General features: G+C 46.7%; 19 protein-coding genes. 15 read left to right on the forward strand and 4 right to left on the reverse strand.

Features of this window, described 5'->3' with window-relative positions:
• Positions 1 to 94 precede the first annotated feature (94 nt).
• From msbA to AC3RV5_RS09795, 9 genes are all read left to right on the forward strand, one after another.
• Positions 95 to 1,852 (forward strand): lipid A export permease/ATP-binding protein MsbA, encoded by a 1,758-nt coding sequence (gene msbA, locus AC3RV5_RS09755; protein WP_489731729.1) that lies wholly within the window; start codon positions 95 to 97, stop codon positions 1,850 to 1,852.
• Positions 1,849 to 2,832 carry a tetraacyldisaccharide 4'-kinase gene (lpxK, locus tag AC3RV5_RS09760; protein ID WP_489731730.1) on the forward strand — a complete coding sequence of 328 codons (984 nt, stop codon included), beginning with the start codon at positions 1,849 to 1,851 and terminating at the stop codon, positions 2,830 to 2,832. Before msbA ends, lpxK begins: the two co-directional genes overlap by 4 nt.
• Before the next feature lie 7 nt (positions 2,833 to 2,839).
• Entirely contained in the window at positions 2,840 to 3,037 is a 198-nt protein-coding gene (locus tag AC3RV5_RS09765; protein ID WP_489731731.1) for a Trm112 family protein, read from the forward strand.
• Positions 3,038 to 3,049: 12 nt separating this feature from the next.
• The gene (gene kdsB, locus AC3RV5_RS09770; protein WP_489731732.1) at positions 3,050 to 3,826 is read left to right on the forward strand and encodes a 3-deoxy-manno-octulosonate cytidylyltransferase; all 777 of its coding nucleotides are present in this window, start codon (positions 3,050 to 3,052) and stop codon (positions 3,824 to 3,826) included.
• Between the two features lie 15 nt (positions 3,827 to 3,841).
• Complete coding sequence (locus tag AC3RV5_RS09775) at positions 3,842 to 4,504, forward strand: SDR family oxidoreductase (protein ID WP_489731733.1); 663 nt, start codon at positions 3,842 to 3,844, stop codon at positions 4,502 to 4,504.
• Positions 4,505 to 4,559: 55 nt separating this feature from the next.
• A complete protein-coding gene (locus AC3RV5_RS09780; RefSeq protein ID WP_489731734.1) occupies positions 4,560 to 5,540 on the forward strand; it encodes a D-cysteine desulfhydrase family protein in 981 nt (326 codons plus the stop codon).
• A gap of 137 nt (positions 5,541 to 5,677) precedes the next feature.
• Positions 5,678 to 7,525 (forward strand): GGDEF domain-containing protein, encoded by a 1,848-nt coding sequence (locus AC3RV5_RS09785; RefSeq protein ID WP_489731735.1) that lies wholly within the window; start codon positions 5,678 to 5,680, stop codon positions 7,523 to 7,525.
• Positions 7,509 to 7,937 (forward strand): GNAT family N-acetyltransferase, encoded by a 429-nt coding sequence (locus AC3RV5_RS09790; protein WP_489731736.1) that lies wholly within the window; start codon positions 7,509 to 7,511, stop codon positions 7,935 to 7,937. Before AC3RV5_RS09785 ends, AC3RV5_RS09790 begins: the two co-directional genes overlap by 17 nt.
• A gap of 1 nt (position 7,938) precedes the next feature.
• Entirely contained in the window at positions 7,939 to 8,409 is a 471-nt protein-coding gene (locus tag AC3RV5_RS09795) for a DUF2919 domain-containing protein (protein WP_489731737.1), read from the forward strand.
• A gap of 30 nt (positions 8,410 to 8,439) precedes the next feature.
• On the opposite strand, the gene AC3RV5_RS09800 is transcribed toward AC3RV5_RS09795, so the two are convergent.
• Together AC3RV5_RS09800 and AC3RV5_RS09805 are read right to left on the reverse strand one after the other, a co-directional pair.
• The gene (locus AC3RV5_RS09800) at positions 8,440 to 8,853 is read right to left on the reverse strand and encodes a hypothetical protein (RefSeq protein WP_489731738.1); all 414 of its coding nucleotides are present in this window, start codon (positions 8,851 to 8,853) and stop codon (positions 8,440 to 8,442) included.
• A gap of 36 nt (positions 8,854 to 8,889) precedes the next feature.
• Positions 8,890 to 9,783 carry a LysR family transcriptional regulator gene (locus AC3RV5_RS09805; RefSeq protein WP_489731739.1) on the reverse strand — a complete coding sequence of 298 codons (894 nt, stop codon included), beginning with the start codon at positions 9,781 to 9,783 and terminating at the stop codon, positions 8,890 to 8,892.
• A gap of 127 nt (positions 9,784 to 9,910) precedes the next feature.
• On the opposite strand from AC3RV5_RS09805, the gene AC3RV5_RS09810 reads away from it, so the two are divergent.
• Positions 9,911 to 10,552: a hypothetical protein gene (locus AC3RV5_RS09810; RefSeq protein ID WP_489731740.1), complete on the forward strand. Its 642-nt coding sequence runs from the start codon at positions 9,911 to 9,913 to the stop codon at positions 10,550 to 10,552.
• Positions 10,553 to 10,558: 6 nt separating this feature from the next.
• On the opposite strand, the gene tcdA is transcribed toward AC3RV5_RS09810, so the two are convergent.
• Positions 10,559 to 11,362, reverse strand: a complete 804-nt coding sequence (gene tcdA / locus AC3RV5_RS09815) for a tRNA cyclic N6-threonylcarbamoyladenosine(37) synthase TcdA (protein ID WP_489731741.1) — start codon at positions 11,360 to 11,362, stop codon at positions 10,559 to 10,561.
• An 89-nt stretch (positions 11,363 to 11,451) separates the two neighbouring features.
• Between tcdA and lhgO the strand changes: the two genes are divergently transcribed.
• From lhgO to AC3RV5_RS09840, 5 genes are all read left to right on the forward strand, one after another.
• Complete coding sequence (gene lhgO / locus AC3RV5_RS09820) at positions 11,452 to 12,651, forward strand: L-2-hydroxyglutarate oxidase (protein ID WP_489731742.1); 1,200 nt, start codon at positions 11,452 to 11,454, stop codon at positions 12,649 to 12,651.
• 87 nt (positions 12,652 to 12,738) lie between these two features.
• Positions 12,739 to 13,698 carry a glutathione S-transferase family protein gene (locus AC3RV5_RS09825; RefSeq protein ID WP_489731743.1) on the forward strand — a complete coding sequence of 320 codons (960 nt, stop codon included), beginning with the start codon at positions 12,739 to 12,741 and terminating at the stop codon, positions 13,696 to 13,698.
• Positions 13,698 to 14,531, forward strand: a complete 834-nt coding sequence (locus AC3RV5_RS09830; protein ID WP_489731744.1) for a pirin family protein — start codon at positions 13,698 to 13,700, stop codon at positions 14,529 to 14,531. Before AC3RV5_RS09825 ends, AC3RV5_RS09830 begins: the two co-directional genes overlap by 1 nt.
• A 312-nt stretch (positions 14,532 to 14,843) precedes the next feature.
• Positions 14,844 to 16,265: a mannose-1-phosphate guanylyltransferase/mannose-6-phosphate isomerase gene (locus AC3RV5_RS09835; protein WP_489731745.1), complete on the forward strand. Its 1,422-nt coding sequence runs from the start codon at positions 14,844 to 14,846 to the stop codon at positions 16,263 to 16,265.
• Positions 16,266 to 16,291: 26 nt separating this feature from the next.
• Positions 16,292 to 17,743: a phosphohexomutase domain-containing protein gene (locus tag AC3RV5_RS09840; protein ID WP_489731746.1), complete on the forward strand. Its 1,452-nt coding sequence runs from the start codon at positions 16,292 to 16,294 to the stop codon at positions 17,741 to 17,743.
• A gap of 86 nt (positions 17,744 to 17,829) precedes the next feature.
• Here AC3RV5_RS09840 and AC3RV5_RS09845 read toward each other — a convergent pair whose 3' ends face one another.
• Positions 17,830 to 19,110, reverse strand: a complete 1,281-nt coding sequence (locus AC3RV5_RS09845) for a citrate synthase (RefSeq protein WP_489731747.1) — start codon at positions 19,108 to 19,110, stop codon at positions 17,830 to 17,832.

Raw genomic sequence — 19,110 nt, forward strand, 5'->3', positions numbered from 1 at the left:
TATTAGACATTAAATAATTGATAGTTGGGGAAATTCCCCCCAACAGTTACAATAGTCTGGTGTAACTATAACCAAGTCGAATGACAACGCCTTCATGACTAATATTCCCACTTCAAATAAAGTATTCAAACGCTTCAGCGTTTACCTGAAAGATTTCAAACCTGCATTTATTGTCGCTATTTTAGGCATGGTTGGCTACTCCTTGATTGATGCGTATGTAATTTCATTGCTAAAACCTATTATCGATGGCAATGGCGGGAAATGGGATTATGACTACCTCAGATTAGCCGCGTATTTTGTGATCCCGGTTTTTATCCTGCGGGGACTATTCAATTTTATGGGCACCTATACTCTGTCCTGGATCAGCAGTCAGGTGGTGATGAAGATGCGCGAGCAATTATTTCATCAATATATGTATTTGCCCGTGGCATTCCACGATCATAATCCGTCGGGACAGCTTATATCCAAGGTGATTTATGACACCGAACAAGTGGCCGGAGCCGCAGGCAAGGCATTTTTAACCCTCATTCGCGAAGGTGCACTGGTCGCGGGATTATTGTTTTGGATGTTTTATCATTCTTGGCAACTGTCTTTGGTATTCATTCTCATTGGCCCAGTGGTGGCCTTGATAGTATCGATCGTGAGTAAACGCTTTCGTATGGTAAGCAAGAATATTCAGCATTCCATGGGCAATCTGACCTCTTCTGCGGAACAAATTATCAAAGGACATAAGGTCGTCTTAATGTTCGGGGGCCAGGACCTCGAAGCCCAGCGTTTCGCCAAGAAGAACAACCATAACCGCCAACAAAACATGAAGTTGGTCATCGCCCAGATTTTAAGTGTATCTTCCATTCAGGTTATCGCCTCAGTCGCCCTGGCAGTGGTGTTATATATATCCAGCACCCCGAATGTTATTCAGAATTTAACCCCAGGTACCTTTGTGACTGTGGTGGTCGCCATGACCATGTTACTTAAACCGCTAAAACAGTTGACGACAGTTAACAGTGAGTTTCAAAAAGGTATGGCCGCCTGCATCAGTATTTTTAGCGTGCTGGATCAGAATATTGAAAAGGATAAAGGGGAAATTGCGATAGCTAAGACGAAAGGTAAACTTGAATTTAAGGCGGTTACTTTTAGTTATCCTGGCAAAGAAGAGCCGGCTCTGGCAGATGTGTCTTTTGTGGTAGAGCCTGGAAAAACCTTTGCTTTGGTTGGTCGTTCTGGCAGTGGTAAGTCGACGATTTCCAGTTTGCTGACCCGGTTTTATGACAGTCAGCAGGGTACAGTATTGCTCGATGATATGCCCTTGCAAGATATCAAGCTCAAAGATTTGCGCCGTCAATTTGCCCTCGTGTCTCAACATGTCACGCTGTTTAATGACACCATAGCCAATAATATTGCCTATGGTTCAGAAAGCCGAGTGACTCGCGAGCAAATTGTTGCCGCGGCAAAAACCGCTCATGCCATGGAATTTATTGAGCAACTGCCCGAGGGACTCGATAGCATTATAGGGGAAAACGGACTGATGTTATCCGGCGGACAACGTCAGCGCCTGGCGATCGCCCGGGCCTTATTATTGGATGCTCCGGTGTTGATCCTCGATGAAGCCACTTCAGCCCTGGACACGGAATCTGAGCGTTTGATTCAGGATGCGCTGGAAAAATTACAACAAAATCGCACCAGCATAGTGGTAGCTCATCGCTTGTCCACGATAGAAAGTGCCGATCAAATTCTGGTCATTGAAAAAGGTCGTATCCTCGAACAAGGGGATCACCAAACCCTAATTGAGCGCGATGGAGCTTACGCCCAATTACATAAATTACAATTTGGTGAAGGGCAAATTATTCCGTGAGCATGCTGGATAACATTTGGTACCAAACGCCCTGGTATAGATGGCCGGTTATGCTGGTGCTTAGCCCGGTGACATTATTGTTTGCCGCTGTGGCTTGGGGCAGGCGGCAGGCCTTTGCAAGGGGCTGGATCTCTTCACATAAAATTTCCGTGCCGGTGATCATTGTGGGCAATATTAGTGTGGGGGGAAATGGTAAAACACCGTTGGTGATCCGTCTGGCGCAACTTTTAAAGCAACAGGGCTTGCGTCCAGGTGTGCTTAGCCGAGGATATGGTGGCAAGAGTGCCAGTTATCCCTTGACTGTCTTGCCAGACAGCTCTCCAACAATAGTAGGGGATGAGCCGGTACTGATGAAACAGCATTTAAGCTGTGCCATGGTAGTGGACCCTGATCGCCCGCGAGGGGCCAAATACCTGGTTGACACCCACAAGTGCAATGTAATTATTTGCGATGATGGTTTGCAACATTATGCGCTCAAACGGGATATTGAAATTGTGGTTATGGATGGTAAACGCCGCTGCGGAAGTGGTTTTTTACTGCCCATGGGGCCATTGCGTGAAAGTCAGCAGCGCCTCGCATCAGTGGACTTTGTAGTGGTTAATGGCGGCAGTGTGAAAACCGGCGAGCACCTGATGGGTTTGGAGCCGGGGGGGCTGATAAACGTGAAAAACCCGTCCCGTAGTCAGTCTCTTTCTCAGCTGCATTCCCCTGTTACCGCCATCGCCGGTATTGGCAATCCGCAACGGTTTTTTACCCTGTTGCGTAGTCGTAGCGTAAAACTCAAGCAGTGTCTGAGTTTTGCCGACCACCATCAGTTTACGATCAATGATTTACCCCAAGAAACCCTGCTGATGACCGAAAAGGATGCCGTTAAATGTCGATCTTTTGCCTTCGATGATTGGTGGTATTTACCGGTTAGTGCCAAACTAACAGCAAGTTTTGAACAACAATTAGTCCACAAACTGCGTAACATTAAGTGAGAAATAGATGGCATTTGATAAAAAATTATTGGAAATAATAGCCTGCCCTGTATGCAAAGGTGCTTTGCACTATGACGCCACACATAGCCGTCTGGTATGCAAGTTTGATCGGCTTGGCTATGCAATCGAACAAAATATTCCTGTGTTACTCGAAAGCGAAGCCAAACAGTTATCGAGTGAAGAACTAGAACAAATTGGTAAATAGCAGGATAGTTAAATGAAATTCAATGTAATCATTCCCGCCCGATATGCCTCCACCCGGTTCCCCGGTAAACCTCTGGTTGAAATTAACCACAAACCTATGGTGCAGCACGTATACGAGCGCGCGCTGGAATCCGGTGCAAACAAGGTTATTGTGGCCACAGACGATGCCAGGATCGCAAGGGTTGTCAGCGATTTTGGCGGCCATTACTGTATGACCGGGTCCCACCATGAGTCGGGCACTGAACGCCTGGCGGAAGTGGTCGATATGGAAAACATGCTGGCCCACGAGTTGGTGGTCAATGTTCAGGGGGACGAGCCCTTTATTCCCCCTGAAAATATTCGCCAGGTGGCGGAAAATTTACATCATCACCAGCAGGCAGAAATGGCGACCCTAGCAGTTAAAATTGTCGATGTGGAAGAAGCATTTAATCCAAACACTGTTAAAGTGGTATTGGATAAACAAGGGTATGCGTTGTATTTCACTCGCGCTACCATACCCTATGATCGTTCCCGTTTCCTGGATGCCGATGTCATCGATGAAATCGGCGATTATTATCTGCGCCACCTGGGGATCTACGCCTACCGTGCAGGCTTTATCAAGCAATATGTGAATATGTCACCCTCAGGATTGGAGCAAATAGAGTCCCTGGAGCAACTGCGCGTGCTTTGGCATGGGGAAAAAATCCACGTGGATATCGCTTTACATACACCGCCTGTGGGTATCGACACCCCGGAAGATTTGCAACGTTTATTACAGGATCCCAGTTTTAATAAGCAAACGGGTTTCTGACAAAGGAGAATGGATATGTCGACTGTCGTTATTACCGGAGCGAATAGAGGGATAGGCCTTGAGTTTGTTAAGCAATATCTGGCCAAGGGGCATGATGTTTATGGCTTGTGCCGCAATGCTTGTGACGAACTAAATAACTCCGGGGCCACCGTTATCAATGATGTGGATGTGGGCAACTCTGAGACCTTACCGGTTGCCCTTGGCAAGCTGAACAAGATTTCAATCGATATTCTGATCAACAATGCTGGTGTGCTTGCCAATGAAACACTCGATAATTACGCTCCACATACCATAGAACACCAGTTCAGAGTAAATGCTATGGGGCCTTTACTGGTTACGCAAATTCTTAGGCCGCAACTGGTCGAAGGCAGTAAGGTGGCGCTGATCACCAGTTGCATGGGATCCATGCAGGATAATACTTCCGGGGGATATTACGGGTACCGCATGTCAAAGGCGGCCCTGAATATGGCGGGGATATCCTTGGCCCATGACTTGAAAGATAGTGGTATATCGCTGGCATTATTGCATCCGGGTTATGTGCAAACCGAGATGGTGAGCTACAACGGGGATATCAGCCCGGCCGATGCCGTTGCCGGACTGATTGAACGCATATCTCAGTTAACGCTAAAAAACACGGGCACGTTTTGGCACGCCAATGGTGAAGTCTTGCCCTGGTAACCTGAATTGAACCTTGGTTGAGAAACGCCATATGCTAATTTTTTTGAGGACAACAGTGAATAACAAAAGCTTTTCCAAAGTACAACTTGGTTTCTTTCCCACGCCTGTGGTTGAGCTTAATAATTTGAGTAAACTATTGGCTGGCCCCCAATTGTTTATGAAACGAGACGATCTCACTGGTTTGGCCCTTGGGGGCAATAAAACCCGCAAACTGGAATATATATTAGCCGATGCCCTAGCCAAAGGCTGTGACACTATAGTGACGGCGGGGGCGGTCCAGTCCAATCATTGCCGTCAAACAGCCGCCGCGGCCGCCAAACTGGGTCTGGAATGCCATCTGGTTTTAGGCGGGCAAAAGCCAGATATACTCTCGGGTAACTTGTTGCTAGATCAGCTGTTTGGAGCACATATCCATTGGACGGGTGATAACCGCAAGGGTGAAGATATACCCCGGGTGTGCAGCCAACTCAGTACCCAGGGTAAACAACCTTATATTGTGCCTTATGGAGGATCGAACGAACTGGGCGCTATTTCCTTCATACACGCTGTGCAAGAGTTGGAAGAACAGACCAGTGGTCAAGAATTTTCCCATATTGTGTTTGCGTCCAGTTCTGGGGGCACTCATGCAGGTTTGGTGCTGGGTAAACAGCTATGGGCAAAAGATTATCAAATCGTTGGTATCAACATAGACAAAGATCAGGACGGACAACCAGGTTACAGACACAACCTGCTGAGGTTAATCCGCCAAACCGCCAAATTAATCGGCATGGACAGTGACGTCGATGAACAACATCTGATATTGCGGGATGATTATATTGGCCAGGGTTATGGGGTAGTCGGTGATTTGGAAAGGGAAGCCATAACATTAATCGCAAAATATGAGGGGATCTTGTTAGACCCTGTTTATACCGGTCGTGCTATGGGCGGTTTAATCCATATGATCCGCCAAGGCAGCTTTGCAAAAACAGACAAGGTATTGTTCTGGCACACCGGTGGTGCTCCGGCTCTGTTCGCCTACGCTGACCAGCTCAATTGAGGGGTAATAGTAGCCGCTGGTGTTTTTTAGTACAGTTTTTAGTAAGTCTGCTGTTTTTTCCCATTTTTCTTTAATAAATAGCTGTTTTTACCAGCTTATTGGCGATTCTATGCTGGTAAAGGTTTTGCTGACACTCTATGGTTGAGGCCTATTTGGGGTCTGAGGTTGGTTATACATTGAAAGTGATATTGCTGTTTCGTTTTTTGGCTCTGAGTCTGCTGACTTTTTCGCATTCTGTTAGGGCTGACGAGGTTGACGATTTTATTGACAAAAATAGCGTCAAAACCTTTGATTGCCCACAAAGCGAGATCCAGGGTCAACTCGACGCCCACCTGGCCAAAGAGAATATTGCCTCAGAGCAATATGCCCAGCTACAGTTATTAAAATCACATTTATTAATCTGTGTCGGTCAATACGACACAGCGCAAATGCTTCTGCGGGAATTGATTAAGGATATTAAGCAAGAGCGAACCAGCGGCGTTTATGCCGGGGCCCTGTACCAATTAGGATTTATCTTGGACGTGCAAGAAGATCCCAGTCGTTGTGGCTATTATCGTCAGGCCGAGTTATTGGCCAAAGACAAATTTGCCGATATTTATTTGAGTTCCCAGTTGGGCCAGATCACGGTATGCAATAGCAACGATTCAGATATCAGTCTTAAACTGAGTAAACTTTTTGCTTTACTTGAAAAATACCTCCCCTTGAATGATTTAGCTGCCATCGCCCACATCCATAATAATATCGGCTTGTTATACGGCAGTATAGGCCAAAATGAACTGGCCGCAGAACAGTATCTTAAGGCCTACAAAATGGGTTTGTCTGTGTACGAAGAAAAAAACCAGATGGCAACCTTGATAAGTCTTAATAGTGCCAATATGGCCGCCGGGGATTTTCTCGCGGCCAAAGACAGTATCGAAATGTTGCGTAAAGCTAATTTACAAGTTAATACGCCGCTGACCAATGTTTGGTTGCATTATGCCGAGAGCCGCTATTTTTTCCGTTTGGGTGACTTCGATGGCTTGCGCAACAGCTTGTTAAAATTACGACTTTATCTGCACAAAGTATCGCTTAAAAGCATTTACAATAGGGTGGAAATATACTCGGTCGCCTTGTGTGTGCAAGATGCTAATCGAGCTTGTGTGCAGGGATATCTGGATAAACAACAGGATTTGTCTGCCAATGCTTTAGCTAACAATATGCGTAATCAGGATTATCTTGTGGTTATTTTTAACAGCCATTTTTTGCTGGGAAATTATCAGCAGGCCCAAGATACATTTGGCATCTACACTAAGCTTATGAGGCATAAAATCCTCGAGCAACAGCGTTCAGGTAGGGTGTTGGGCGTCGCCCGATTACATGGTCAGGTCTTATCATTAGAAGATAAACTGTCCGAAGAAAGACAACAGAAATATCAGTCTGTATTGATTGTCAGTATCGCTTTTATTGTATTGTTAGTGTTGTTTTATCTGTTTATCGTGAAACGCTATATTTCCACTGTCAGTGCGGATCCCCTGACGGGGTTACCCAATGAACGAGCCTGGTTAGCCGAGTTAAAACGGGTGCCTGCAGCTGAGAAGGGCCGCACCAATGCCTTGGCGTTATGCGATGTGAGTAGTTATAGTCTGATAAATGGCCAACTTGGGCATGTGCCTAGTGATTTAGTCTTGAAAAATGCAGCTAACTGCCTACGCAGGATCACCCGAGACGGGGACATAGTAGGACGCATGGGGGCAGAACAATTTATTGTGTGTTTAAAGGGCATAGATGAAGTTCTGGCCAAGGAGTTTTTTGATCGTATCCAAGATGCATTGGAGGAAAGTGTTTTTCACACCGAGCAAGGGGAAAGGCTCAATATTACCTCCAACATGAGCATCTATATGTCAACGGGGCGTTTTCACGATCTGGATGAAGTGTTATCTGACATGAAAAACTCAGTGAATATCAGTCGCAAGCAGCAGCAGACCCGTGATGAAGCTAGAACTTAACAATACATCTCAAAGTATAAGGGATTGTTTTCCGGTAATGCAGCAGCTCAGGCCGACATTTACCCAAGCACAATTTGTACACCAAGTATTGCTTCAACAGCGCCAGGGTTACCAGCTATTGTCAGCGGTTCAAGGTGGCGAGGTGCTGGGTGTGGCAGGCTTTGTAATAGCCACCAAATTAGCTTGGGGCAAACATCTGTATGTTGATGACTTGGTTACCGCCCAGGGAGATCGCTCCAAGGGTATAGGCAGACACATGTTGAAGTGGTTAACCGACTACGCCATAAAACAACATTGTGTTCAGCTGCATCTTGATTCCGGCGTGCAACGTTTCGCTGCCCACAAGTTTTATTTAGGCGCAGGTATGCACATTAGCAGTCATCATTTTGCCTTGGATTTGCCTGATCACTAACATGAGAATTCTGCTTCCTTTGAAATATTACGATGATGCCGGCAGGATCAAACCATCCGGGGCGTTATTGTACTGCCTGTTGTTTATGTGCCGGACATATTTGGTGTTTGTCGCCTCTTTGTCTTACCGTCAGGACAGTAGCGGGTTGTTGGCCCTGTTTTATCCCCACAGAGATTATTTTTATGCTGGCTTGGCCATTGCGGCACCTGCCTTGGTGGTGGTTTTACTGGTGAGTTTTAGGGAGAAATTGTTTAATAGCGCTGCGGTGATATTGTTCACGCTAATCAAGCCGCTATTAGTCATGGGTTTATTACTGGATTTAGGTTTTCATGTACTACTGGCCAATGAGCACAAATGGCAATTTTCCTGGGTGATTGCCATCACCCTATTGCTCGATTGTTTGAGTCTATATTTTGTGGTTCGGGACAAACATTTAGCCTTAATGGTCAAAGATTGGGCCAAAACCAGCTGAAATTCTGCGACGTAAAAGCCTAACACGTCACTATTGCAGGTTATTGGCTACCGCTTGTTCGAAATAGCTTTTGACGCTAATGTGGCTGTCATTGACCAAACGTTGATAACATATTCCGGCAAACGCATAGGTGTTGCCAGCATACTCTACGACAACATAGGGTGCATCGCTTTGTGATACGTCGTAATTCCAGTTTCCCCCCACTTTTTGGCGGAAAATTTCCCCTACATAAGCGCCATAAATATTACACACGGTAAATACCACACTATCTTCCAGCGCCTGGTCTTTGTATTTGTCCAGCCAACTCAAAATAACATCATCAACCTGAGCCAAACTTTGCTCTGTGCCATCAAGCGTCACGCCAAATTCCTGTTGGGTGGTTTCGATAGCGTTCTGGGCACTGTCAATCATTAACTGGGTAAGTTCTTCATTGGTCATTTGCATATAGGGCTCCAATTTTATTATTGTCTATTGTTACGTTTATTCATTCAGTTGTCGATGAGCAATAAACTGTTCATATAACAGGGCAGAGCCCGGGCCACAGGAGTCTGGTTTGGGTTTGACTAGATAAAAAATAAACGGCCTAAAGCTACTGCCCGCAATGGATAAACGGGCCAGGGTATTATCTGCTACCAATGGCGCAACCGTATATTCCGGTAGCCAGCAAAAACCAATCTTATGTTTTAGCAGGTCAATGGCCGTGGCAAAGTTACTGACGGTCCAGCGTTGCTCGGACTTTAACCAACCCTGTTTTTCATTGGGTGTGGGGGATGTATCCTTGATCACCAGTTGTAAATGTTGTTGTAGTTCGTTGGGGTCGATAGGTGAGACCAGGGATGCCAGCTCATGCTGAGGATGGCATACCGGGTAAAATAGGGTTTCGGCCAGGGGTTCACCCAAGTGCCCTTTGGGCACCACTCCAGCGATCACTAAGTCGGCCCATCCTTGCAGTACCGCTTCTTCGGTCCCGGTTAATACCGTATCGATAATTTTCAGCCGGCTGCCACGACAATCCGGGAAAAACGCCTGAAGCGGGGGATAGAGCAACTGTCTCGGATAAGCCAAATCTACTGCCAAGGTGATTTCTGGCTCCCAATCCTGATTGATGTTATTGGCCAATTCCTCCAAATCTTGCACGTTTTGGGTCAGATGCCGTGAGCGGCGTAACATCACTTCTCCCGCCTGGGTCAGAAATGCCTTACGTCCGGTTACCGCGAGCAACCTGACCCCCAGTTGGTCTTGTAATTTGGCCACGGCGTGATTTAACGATGATTGGCTTTTATTCAATTTTTGGGCAGCATGGGCATAACCGCCAAAATCCACTACAGCTTGTAATATCCGCCATTGTTCAATGGTCGTTTTGGCTCTATACATGCTACTTTCTAATTTATCGAATGCATGCCCTATGCTAGTGGGAGTCACATCGAAACACAACGATATGATCTCAAATCATTGAAATGGCGTAGTTTGTAGGTGTTATTCCAATAAAAACCCGTAACCCATGAAATATTTTTCCACTTTACCTCTATCTGCCTTTATCGCCTTGAGTTTACTGACGGTGCTGGTTTACCTGAATGTCTTGCCCCCGGGCATCGAAATGCTGCATACCCTGCAAGCGGCTTTTGGTGATTATTTTTATTGCATGATTGGCTTAATCATCTTGTTGGAATCCATCGTCTATGTGGGATTTTATTTTCCGGGCCAATTTTTCGCCGTGGTACTGGTCGTGATGTCCAATCCCCGATGGATTGATATCGTTTTCCTCACTTTGGCTATGGTCATTGCTGCGACACTAGGCAGTGCAATTAATTACACCCTTGGCCGTAAACTGACGCCTCAGGCACACACTACGGCTAACAACAAGGTAGGGATGAAAAAGCTGTTATTGGCCATGATCCATATTAATTCCCTGGCCTTTTTTATGTTTGCCCAGGGGGCTAACAGGAATACCTGGCAGGTTATAGCGTGGGCAGGTTTACTGAACTTACCTTACTATTTACTGTTGATCCTGGCCACATCCTTGCTTAGTGAGCAGGTCATGATGATGGCAGAAAACACCTGGATGTTATTGTCTGTCATTGGTTTGTGGCTAGCGGTTGCTGTTTATCTTGATAGTAAAAAATACCGGCAGGAAAAGGCTTAAAATTAGTTAAACCTGGATTGTGTTTAACCGCTGGGATTTTTCGATAATCTTGTTGATCACCCGTGCTGCGGCCACAAAACCAAACGTCGCGGTAACTGCAACCGAGGCGCCAAAACCCGTGTTGCAATCCAATTTGACGCTGCCTTGTGTCAGGTTTTTATGGTGACACACTGAACCGTCCGGTTGAGGGTAACGTAGTTGCTCAGTGGAATACACACACTCCACACCAAAGCGGCGTTTGAGGTTGTTACTAAAGTGGTACTCTTTACGTAATATATAACGTAACTTGGCTGCCAAAGGGTCCTGCTGGGTCTTGCTCAGATCAGCCACCCCCACCTGAGTGGGATCCACCTGTCCGCCGGCACCTCCAATGGTGATAACCGGTATTTTATGGCGTTTACAATAAGCGATCATTGATGCCTTGGCTTTGACGCTGTCGGTTGCGTCTACCACATAGGACATCGATGAACTAAGCATTGTCGCGACATTGTCTGGGGTCACGAAGTCCTCAACTGATTCTACTTCGCATTCGGGATTGATTTGCAGGATCCGCTGGCGCATGGCATCCACTTTGGCCTCGCCAATAGTCTGTTGTAGGGCGTGGATTTGGCGATTAGTGTTGGTCACGCAGATATCATCCAAATCAATCAGCGTCAGCTTGCCAATAGCGCTTCTTGCCAGCGCCTCGGCCACCCAGGATCCAACACCACCTATACCCACTACGCATACATGGGAGTGGCGTAAAAGTTCGGTTTCTTGCATGCCGTACAAGCGTTGGGTACCGCCGAAGCGTTGTGCGAATTGACTCATATGATCACAAAGGTTACTAATAATAAAGGTCGGATTATATCAGGGCGGGCCATGATGATTTCAACCTTTAGCCAGGAAAATGTAAATTAATGGAAAAATATGATGTGGTGATCATAGGAGCAGGCATTCTGGGCGCTGCCACCGCCTGGCAATTGAGCCAGCAGTTTCCAACAAAGCGAGTCTTGCTGCTAGAAAAAGAAAGTATTTGCAGTGCCCATCAAACCGGGCGTAATTCAGGCGTGATCCATGCGGGTGTGTACTATCAGCCCGGCAGTCTAAAAGCGACGTATTGCCGTCAGGGTTTACGGGCCACAATAGCGTTTTGCCAGCAGCATGGTCTGCCTTTTCGACAATGTGGAAAGTTATTGGTGGCTACCAACTCCCTGGAACTTGAGCGTATGCATAATTTGTATTTAAGATGCCAACTCAATGAACTTGAGCCTGAATTTTTAAGCAAAAAGCAGCTGACAACTCTCGAGCCCAACATTAGAGGCATCGGGGCCATCCGGGTTAGGCAAAGCGGTATCGTCAACTATGCAAGCATCACCCGCACTATGCTCAGTGAGTTTCAGCGTCTGGGAGGCAAGGTGGCATACGGACAAACTGTTACCGGGCTGGCAGAACAATCCAATGGTGTGCACCTCACAACGTCGACCTTATCGATTGAATGCCAACAATTAATTAGTTGCGCCGGTCTCATGTCCGATCGGATGATCAAATTGCAGGGGCTAACTCCGTCTTTTCAGATCATTGCTTTTCGCGGTGAATATTTTCAGTTGCCGTCCCACTTAAATCAAATGGTGCAACATCTGATTTACCCCATTCCCGACCCTGGTTTACCTTTTTTGGGTATTCACCTGACCCCCATGATCGGTGGTGAAATCACGGTGGGCCCAAATGCAGTATTGGCCCTGGCGCGGGAAAACTATGCCAAACTGGCGCTCAATTTCAGAGATGTGGTAGAGATGTTTGCTTATGTCGGTTTTTGGCGGTTACTTAACAGACAGCGCACCAGCGCTTTGGCAGAACTGAAAAACTCACTGTTTAAAGGGCAGTATTTGGCATTAGTACAAAAATACTGCCCGGATATAGGTAAAGACGATTTGTTATTTCACCCCACGGGTATCAGAGCACAAGCCGTGTCGGCCAAGGGCGAACTCATCCAGGATTTTAAATTTGTGCAAACCTCACACAGCCTGCATGTAGGCAACGCGCCATCACCTGCAGCGACGTCAGCCATTCCTATCGCCAAACATATTATTGACCTGGTGCGTACTGGTCTACACTAATAATTCGAATCTTTTAGTCAAATTATTGCAATTTTGTTTTACTGAATAAGATGTTTCCATCTGCTGATTAAATAACAGGAGAAGATTATGGGATTGTTAGTCGACGGTAAATGGCAGGATCAATGGTACGACACAGATAATAACGACGGTAAATTTGAACGCCAGACGTCAAAATTTCGCGGCACTATAAGCGACCAGCCCGGTGCCCAATTTCCTGCCCAGAGCGGGCGCTACCATTTATATGTCTCCCTAGCTTGCCCTTGGGCCCATCGCACTTTGATTTTTCGCGAATTGAAAGGTCTGCAACAGCATATCGATGTATCAGTGGTTTCACCGGATATGCTGGAAAACGGCTGGGAGTTTACCCCGGCTTTTGGTGCCACAGGTGACAAATTATATAACAGCCAATACCTTTATGAACTCTACACCCGAGCCGAAAAAACCATCACCGGACGTGTCACCGTGCCCATGTTATGGGACAAGCAGCAACAATGCATAGTTAACAATGAGTCCGCTGACATCATTCGTTTATTTAACCACAGCTTCAATCACCTCACAGGCAATGACCTGGATTTTTATCCCCCGACGCTAAGGGCACAAATTGATGACATCAATGAACTGGTATATCAAGCCATAAATAACGGCGTATACCAGGCGGGATTTGCCACTACTCAAAGCGCATACGAAGAAGCCGTGCAGAATTTGTTTCAGGCGCTGGAAAAAATTGAGACACGCCTTGGCGATCAACGTTATCTGGTGGGGAACCGTATCACCGAGGCAGATTGGCGGTTATTCACCACTCTTGTCAGGTTTGACGCGGTTTATGTGGGGCATTTTAAGTGCAACCTTAAACGCATAGTCGACTACCCCCATTTGTACGGCTATTTACGTGAGTTGTATCAGATGCCTGGTGTGGCAACAACGGTAAATTTCGAACATATCAAACGCCATTATTATTACAGCCATACTATGATCAATCCCACTCAGATCGTGCCTAAGGGCCCCCAAATGGATCTGACCGGAGATCACCAGCGAGATCAACTTTGATGCTAAACAATAGACAGATAGCCCAGGTGGCCAGCGCTCAGGAAACCAGTGACGGCGGCGGCGTAAAACTCAAACGGATCATAGGCCAAGGCGCGTTACCCGGTCTCGACCCGTTTTTATTGCTGGATGAATTTGGTTCCGATCAGCCCCAGGATTACCTTGCGGGCTTCCCTGAACATCCCCATAGAGGCTTTCAAACCGTGACATATATGCTGGCCGGAAAAATGCTGCACAAAGATTCAAGCGGTAATGTGGGCATGATCCAAAGCGGTGGTTTGCAATGGATGAATGCGGGCCGGGGGATCATCCATTCTGAAATGCCCCAGCAAACCGAGGGGCTGATGCGTGGGTTTCAGTTATGGCTTAATTTACCGGCTTCCCACAAAATGTCTGCTCCCTCCTATCAGGATATCCCTCAGGCAGAAATACCAGTAATACAGGCTAATCCGGGATTACAGGTTAAAGTTCTAGCGGGGGTTTATAAGGATACCCCTGGGCCTGTTAACACTCAGGCAGTCAAGCCATTGTTTCTGGATATCATATTTTACAGCGCCCAAGTAACTACGGTGCAACTGGAGCAAGGAAGTACGGCTTTTGTTTATTGTTATCACGGAAGTGTGCACATAGGTGAGAGCCAGCTTAAGCGAGGGCAGTTGGGGGTCTTGACTGATGGTGAGCAGGTAGAACTGGGAGGGCAGGCTGATTCCCGCTGTATTTTAGTATCCGCTCAGCCTATTAATGAGCCGCTAGTTCAATACGGCCCCTTCGTAATGAACAGCCAACAGGAAATTGAACAGGCGCTACAGGATTACCGAAATGGCAAGTTGGTATAACCCCTCATCCTTGAAACTGCATGTTTGTTGGCGACACTTATTCGCCCCCATCGGTAACCGACGTTGCGACAACCGACGTTGCGACAACCGACGTTGCGACAACCGACGTTGCACTTAACGGCTGAGTCATGGGGCCTCATTTGTTTGCCGCGGCCATGCAATTCCAATGATTTTGGCTATAGACAAGTGTGAAAGGGGAAAATTAGCCAACTAAAGTGCTTTGTAGATTGAATATCAAGGGAAGCTTTAATACTATTCGCGCATTAAAAAAAAACAAGATGCTTAGGCATTGACCTTAAAAAGGATAGTTAAATGAAACCTGTTGTTTTAGCCGGTGGCAGTGGCAGTCGCTTATGGCCCAAATCACGAGCAGCCTTGCCCAAGCAATTTCTGCGTTTAACCTCAAATTTAACCATGTTGCAAGAAACGGTTGCCAGGTTGGATGGCATTCATATTGACCAACCTATTGTGATTTGTAACGAATCACACCGTTTTTTGGTGGCGGAACAACTAAGGCAACATGATATCCAGCACGGCGGTATTTTACTTGAACCCATGGGCCGAAACACTGCCCCGGCAATCGCATTAGCGGCTTTGCATGCCTGCCTAAACGGTGAAGATCCTACCTTGTTGGTATTGGCGGCAGATCACCTCATTAACGACGTTCCTGCTTTTCACCAAGCCATAGCAGAGGCAGAAAAACTGGCCGAACAAGGTAAGCTCGTGACCTTTGGTATAGTGCCAGACAGTGCTCATACCGGTTATGGCTACATTCGCCGAGGCGATGCAGTTATCAGAGGCAGTAAAGGCTTCGATGTAGCGGAGTTTGTGGAAAAACCCGATCTGGACAAAGCCCAGCAGTACGTGGCGTCGGGCAGCTATTACTGGAACAGTGGCATGTTTTTATTTAAAGCCAGCCGCTATTTGCAGGAGCTGGAAAAGTACGCCCCCGAGATGTTGGATATCTGTAAACGAGCCATAGCCAGCGAAGCACAAGATTTAGAGTTTGTGCGGGTGGACGCAGAAATATTTGCCAATTGCCCTGATGACTCTATAGATTATGCCGTAATGGAAAAGACCGATGCCGCTGCCGTAGTTCCCCTGGATGCCGGCTGGAGCGATGTGGGCAGCTGGACGTCCTTATGGGAAACAGCAACCAATAAAGATGAAAACAATAATGTCATCATTGGTGATGCCATATTGGATGGGGTAAGCAATAGCTATATTAACTCGGAACAGCGTTTGATTTCAGTTGTTGGTCTGGACGATGTGGTCGTGGTAGAAACCAAAGATGCGGTGTTAGTTGCCCACAAAAATAAAGTACAAAACATTAAAAATGTGGTAAATCGCTTAAAAGCTGAAAAACGCCCGGAATTCGAATTTCACCGAGAGGTATTTAGACCCTGGGGCAGCTATGACTCGATTGATAACGGTGCGCGTTTCCAAGTTAAACGTATTACGGTTAAACCCGGCGAAAAATTATCTGTACAGATGCATCACCATCGCGCCGAACATTGGATAGTTGTAGCCGGCACCGCCAAGGTTACCAATGGCGACCAGACCTTATTGCTGTGTGAGAATCAGTCTACTTATATTCCGATTGGTGTGATCCATGCCCTTGAAAACCCGGGAAAAATTCCCCTTGAGTTAATTGAGGTCCAATCGGGCACCTACTTAGGTGAAGATGACATTGTGCGTTTCTCTGACCGTTATGGCCGTGTTAAAACCAAATAGCTTTTAGCCCTAAGGAAAATAATTAAATGAAGATCACCTGTTTTAAGGCCTACGACATTCGCGGCAAGCTAGTGGAGCAATTAGATGAAGCCGTTGCTTACCGTATCGGTCGTGCGTTTGCCGAACACTTCGGGGCCAAAACGGTGGTAGTAGGCGGTGACGTCCGTTTGACTTCAGCCCCGTTAAAACTGGCACTGACGGCGGGACTGATAGATGGCGGTAGCCAGGTCACGGATCTGGGCATGACGGGTACCGAAGAGATTTATTTTGCAACCAAACATCTTAAGGTGGACGGTGGCATCGAAGTTACAGCCAGCCACAACCCCATAGATTACAATGGCATGAAACTGGTTAAAGCTGACTCCAAGCCGGTTAGCGGCGATACCGGCCTGTTCGCCATTCGGGATCTGGCGGAAACTTACACTGGAGAACTGGTCAGTCAAAGGCTCGCTGCTTATACCCAAGCACCGGTGACAGACAATGAATTTATCCAGGGGCGTGCCAGTGTCAGTATCGATAAACTGCGCGCCAGTGGTTTGTATCAACAAACCAGCGTGATGCAAGCTTATGTCGAACACATGTTATCTTACGTAGATTATCAGCGTTTGACCCCCCTTAAATTGGTGGTCAATGCGGGTAACGGTGCGGCGGGCAAAGCCCTGGACGCCATCGAAAATGCCCTACATAAATACAATGTACCCATTGAGTTTATTAAAGTTCACCATCAGCCTGACGGCCATTTCCCCAATGGGATCCCCAATCCCTTATTGCCTGAAAGTCGCGCGGATACCGCTAATGCCGTACTTGAACATCAAGCCAATATGGGAATCGCCTGGGACGGGGACTTTGACCGCTGTTTTTTGTTTGACGAAAAAGGCCAGTTTGTCGAGGGCTATTATATAGTGGGTTTATTAGCCCAAGCATTTTTGGATAAAGATCCCGGGGCAAAAATTATCTTTGATCCCAGGGTGTATTGGAATACCCAGGATATAATTAAATCTGCAGGTGGCGTACCGATTAAAAGCAAAACCGGACACGCCTTTATCAAAGAGCGCATGCGCGCAGAAGATGCGGTTTATGGCGGGGAGATGAGTGCCCATCATTATTTTAGGGACTTTGCCTATTGTGATTCAGGCATGATCCCCTGGTTGCTGGTAGCTGAGTTGCTATGTGTACAAGGAAAACCCTTATCGCAAATGGTGTCCCAGCGTATTGCAGCCTTTCCCTCGTCCGGGGAAATCAATAGCACGCTAAAAGATGCGGATGCCGCAATAGAGGCCGTTCTTGCAGCTTATCAAGAGGGTGCAGAGTTGGTAGATTACACCGATGGTATTGGTGTGGAATTTAGTGATTGGCGCTTTAATTTACGCAAATCCAATACTGAACCCGTGGTGCGCCTCAATGTTGAATCCCGTGGCGACATTTCGTTGATGGAAGCTAAAACCAAAACGTTATTAGCCATACTTAAAAAGTATTAAAAACACGCTGCGAAACTTACCGTGTTTGTGGATTTCAAGTAAAAAAATAGCGCCCATAGGCGCTATTTTTGTATTCACAAAACGGATTATTTATCGATTTTGCTATATTTCCTTTGTGCTTCACCCGTATATAACTGGCGAGGACGGCCAATTTTTTGACCAGGCTGGCTAAGCATTTCGTGCCAATGTGATACCCAACCTACTGTTCTTGCCAAGGCAAAAATACAGGTAAACATATTGGTCGGAATACCTATAGCTTTTAACACTATACCGGAATAAAAATCGACATTCGGGAACAATTTTTTCTCGGCGAAATAAGGGTCGCTAAGGGCGATCCTCTCCAGTTCCATGGCCACGTTGAGCAAAGGATCGTCGATATTTAATTCATCCAATACTTCGTGACAGCTTTCACGCATAACCGTGGCTCTAGGATCGAAATTTTTATACACACGATGTCCAAAACCCATCAAGCGGAAGGGATCATCTTTATCTTTAGCTCGAGCAATGAACTCAGGGATACGGTCTACCGTACCGATTTCTTCCAGCATATTTAGACAGGCTTCATTAGCACCACCGTGAGCAGGTCCCCACAAAGAAGCGACACCGGCCGCTATACAGGCGTAGGGGTTAGCCCCTGATGAGCCGGCTAAGCGTACTGTTGAGGTTGACGCATTTTGTTCGTGATCCGCATGCAAGGTAAAAATGCGATCAACGGCACGTGCCACAACCGGACTAATTTTGTAATCTTCTGCGGGCACGGAAAACATCATATTCAGGAAGCTTTCTGCGTAGGTTAAATCGTTACGTGGGTAAACAAATGGCTGGCCAATGTTATATTTGTAACACATGGCAACCAGGGTCGGCATTTTTGCCACTAAACGATAGGCACTACGTAAACGCTGTTCCGGATCATGGATATTCAAATCGTCATGATAGAAAGAGGCCATGGCCCCAACCGTGCCACACAGCATTGCCATGGGATGTGCATCGCGTCTAAAACCTCGAAATAAGTTGTTTACCTGATCATGCACCAAGGTGTGGCGCGTGATGGTATCTTTAAAATCGAGATATTCTTCAGAAGTGGGGGTTTTATCATGTAATAACATGTAGCAGACTTCAATATAGTCTGCGTCCCTGGCTAATTCTTCAATAGAGTAGCCACGGTGCAACAATATGCCCTTTTCCCCATCAATGTAGGTGATGGCTGATTCACATGACGCGGTGGCCATGAAGCCCGGGTCGTAGGTGAAATAGCCATTGGCGCCCAAAGTCCTTATATCGATTACATCGTGCCCTGCAGTGCCAGTTAAAATTGGTAATTCAATTTCCTTGTCACCTGCTTGTAAAGTGGCTTTTTTGTCCGCCAT

Source organism: Paraglaciecola sp. IT1134, assembly GCF_058068185.1.

Coding starts and splice junctions, on each gene's coding strand:
- msbA (WP_489731729.1), top strand. CDS start 95: ATGACTAATATTCCCACTTCAAATAAAGTATTCAAACGCTTCAGCGTT.
- AC3RV5_RS09765 (WP_489731731.1), top strand. CDS start 2,840: ATGGCATTTGATAAAAAATTATTGGAAATAATAGCCTGCCCTGTATGC.
- kdsB (WP_489731732.1), top strand. CDS start 3,050: ATGAAATTCAATGTAATCATTCCCGCCCGATATGCCTCCACCCGGTTC.
- AC3RV5_RS09775 (WP_489731733.1), top strand. CDS start 3,842: ATGTCGACTGTCGTTATTACCGGAGCGAATAGAGGGATAGGCCTTGAG.
- AC3RV5_RS09785 (WP_489731735.1), top strand. CDS start 5,678: ATGGTTGAGGCCTATTTGGGGTCTGAGGTTGGTTATACATTGAAAGTG.
- AC3RV5_RS09790 (WP_489731736.1), top strand. CDS start 7,509: ATGAAGCTAGAACTTAACAATACATCTCAAAGTATAAGGGATTGTTTT.
- AC3RV5_RS09795 (WP_489731737.1), top strand. CDS start 7,939: ATGAGAATTCTGCTTCCTTTGAAATATTACGATGATGCCGGCAGGATC.
- AC3RV5_RS09800 (WP_489731738.1), bottom strand. CDS start 8,853: ATGCAAATGACCAATGAAGAACTTACCCAGTTAATGATTGACAGTGCC.
- AC3RV5_RS09805 (WP_489731739.1), bottom strand. CDS start 9,783: ATGTATAGAGCCAAAACGACCATTGAACAATGGCGGATATTACAAGCT.
- AC3RV5_RS09810 (WP_489731740.1), top strand. CDS start 9,911: ATGAAATATTTTTCCACTTTACCTCTATCTGCCTTTATCGCCTTGAGT.
- tcdA (WP_489731741.1), bottom strand. CDS start 11,362: ATGAGTCAATTCGCACAACGCTTCGGCGGTACCCAACGCTTGTACGGC.
- lhgO (WP_489731742.1), top strand. CDS start 11,452: ATGGAAAAATATGATGTGGTGATCATAGGAGCAGGCATTCTGGGCGCT.
- AC3RV5_RS09825 (WP_489731743.1), top strand. CDS start 12,739: ATGGGATTGTTAGTCGACGGTAAATGGCAGGATCAATGGTACGACACA.
- AC3RV5_RS09830 (WP_489731744.1), top strand. CDS start 13,698: ATGCTAAACAATAGACAGATAGCCCAGGTGGCCAGCGCTCAGGAAACC.
- AC3RV5_RS09835 (WP_489731745.1), top strand. CDS start 14,844: ATGAAACCTGTTGTTTTAGCCGGTGGCAGTGGCAGTCGCTTATGGCCC.
- AC3RV5_RS09840 (WP_489731746.1), top strand. CDS start 16,292: ATGAAGATCACCTGTTTTAAGGCCTACGACATTCGCGGCAAGCTAGTG.
- AC3RV5_RS09845 (WP_489731747.1), bottom strand. CDS start 19,110: ATGGCGGACAAAAAAGCCACTTTACAAGCAGGTGACAAGGAAATTGAA.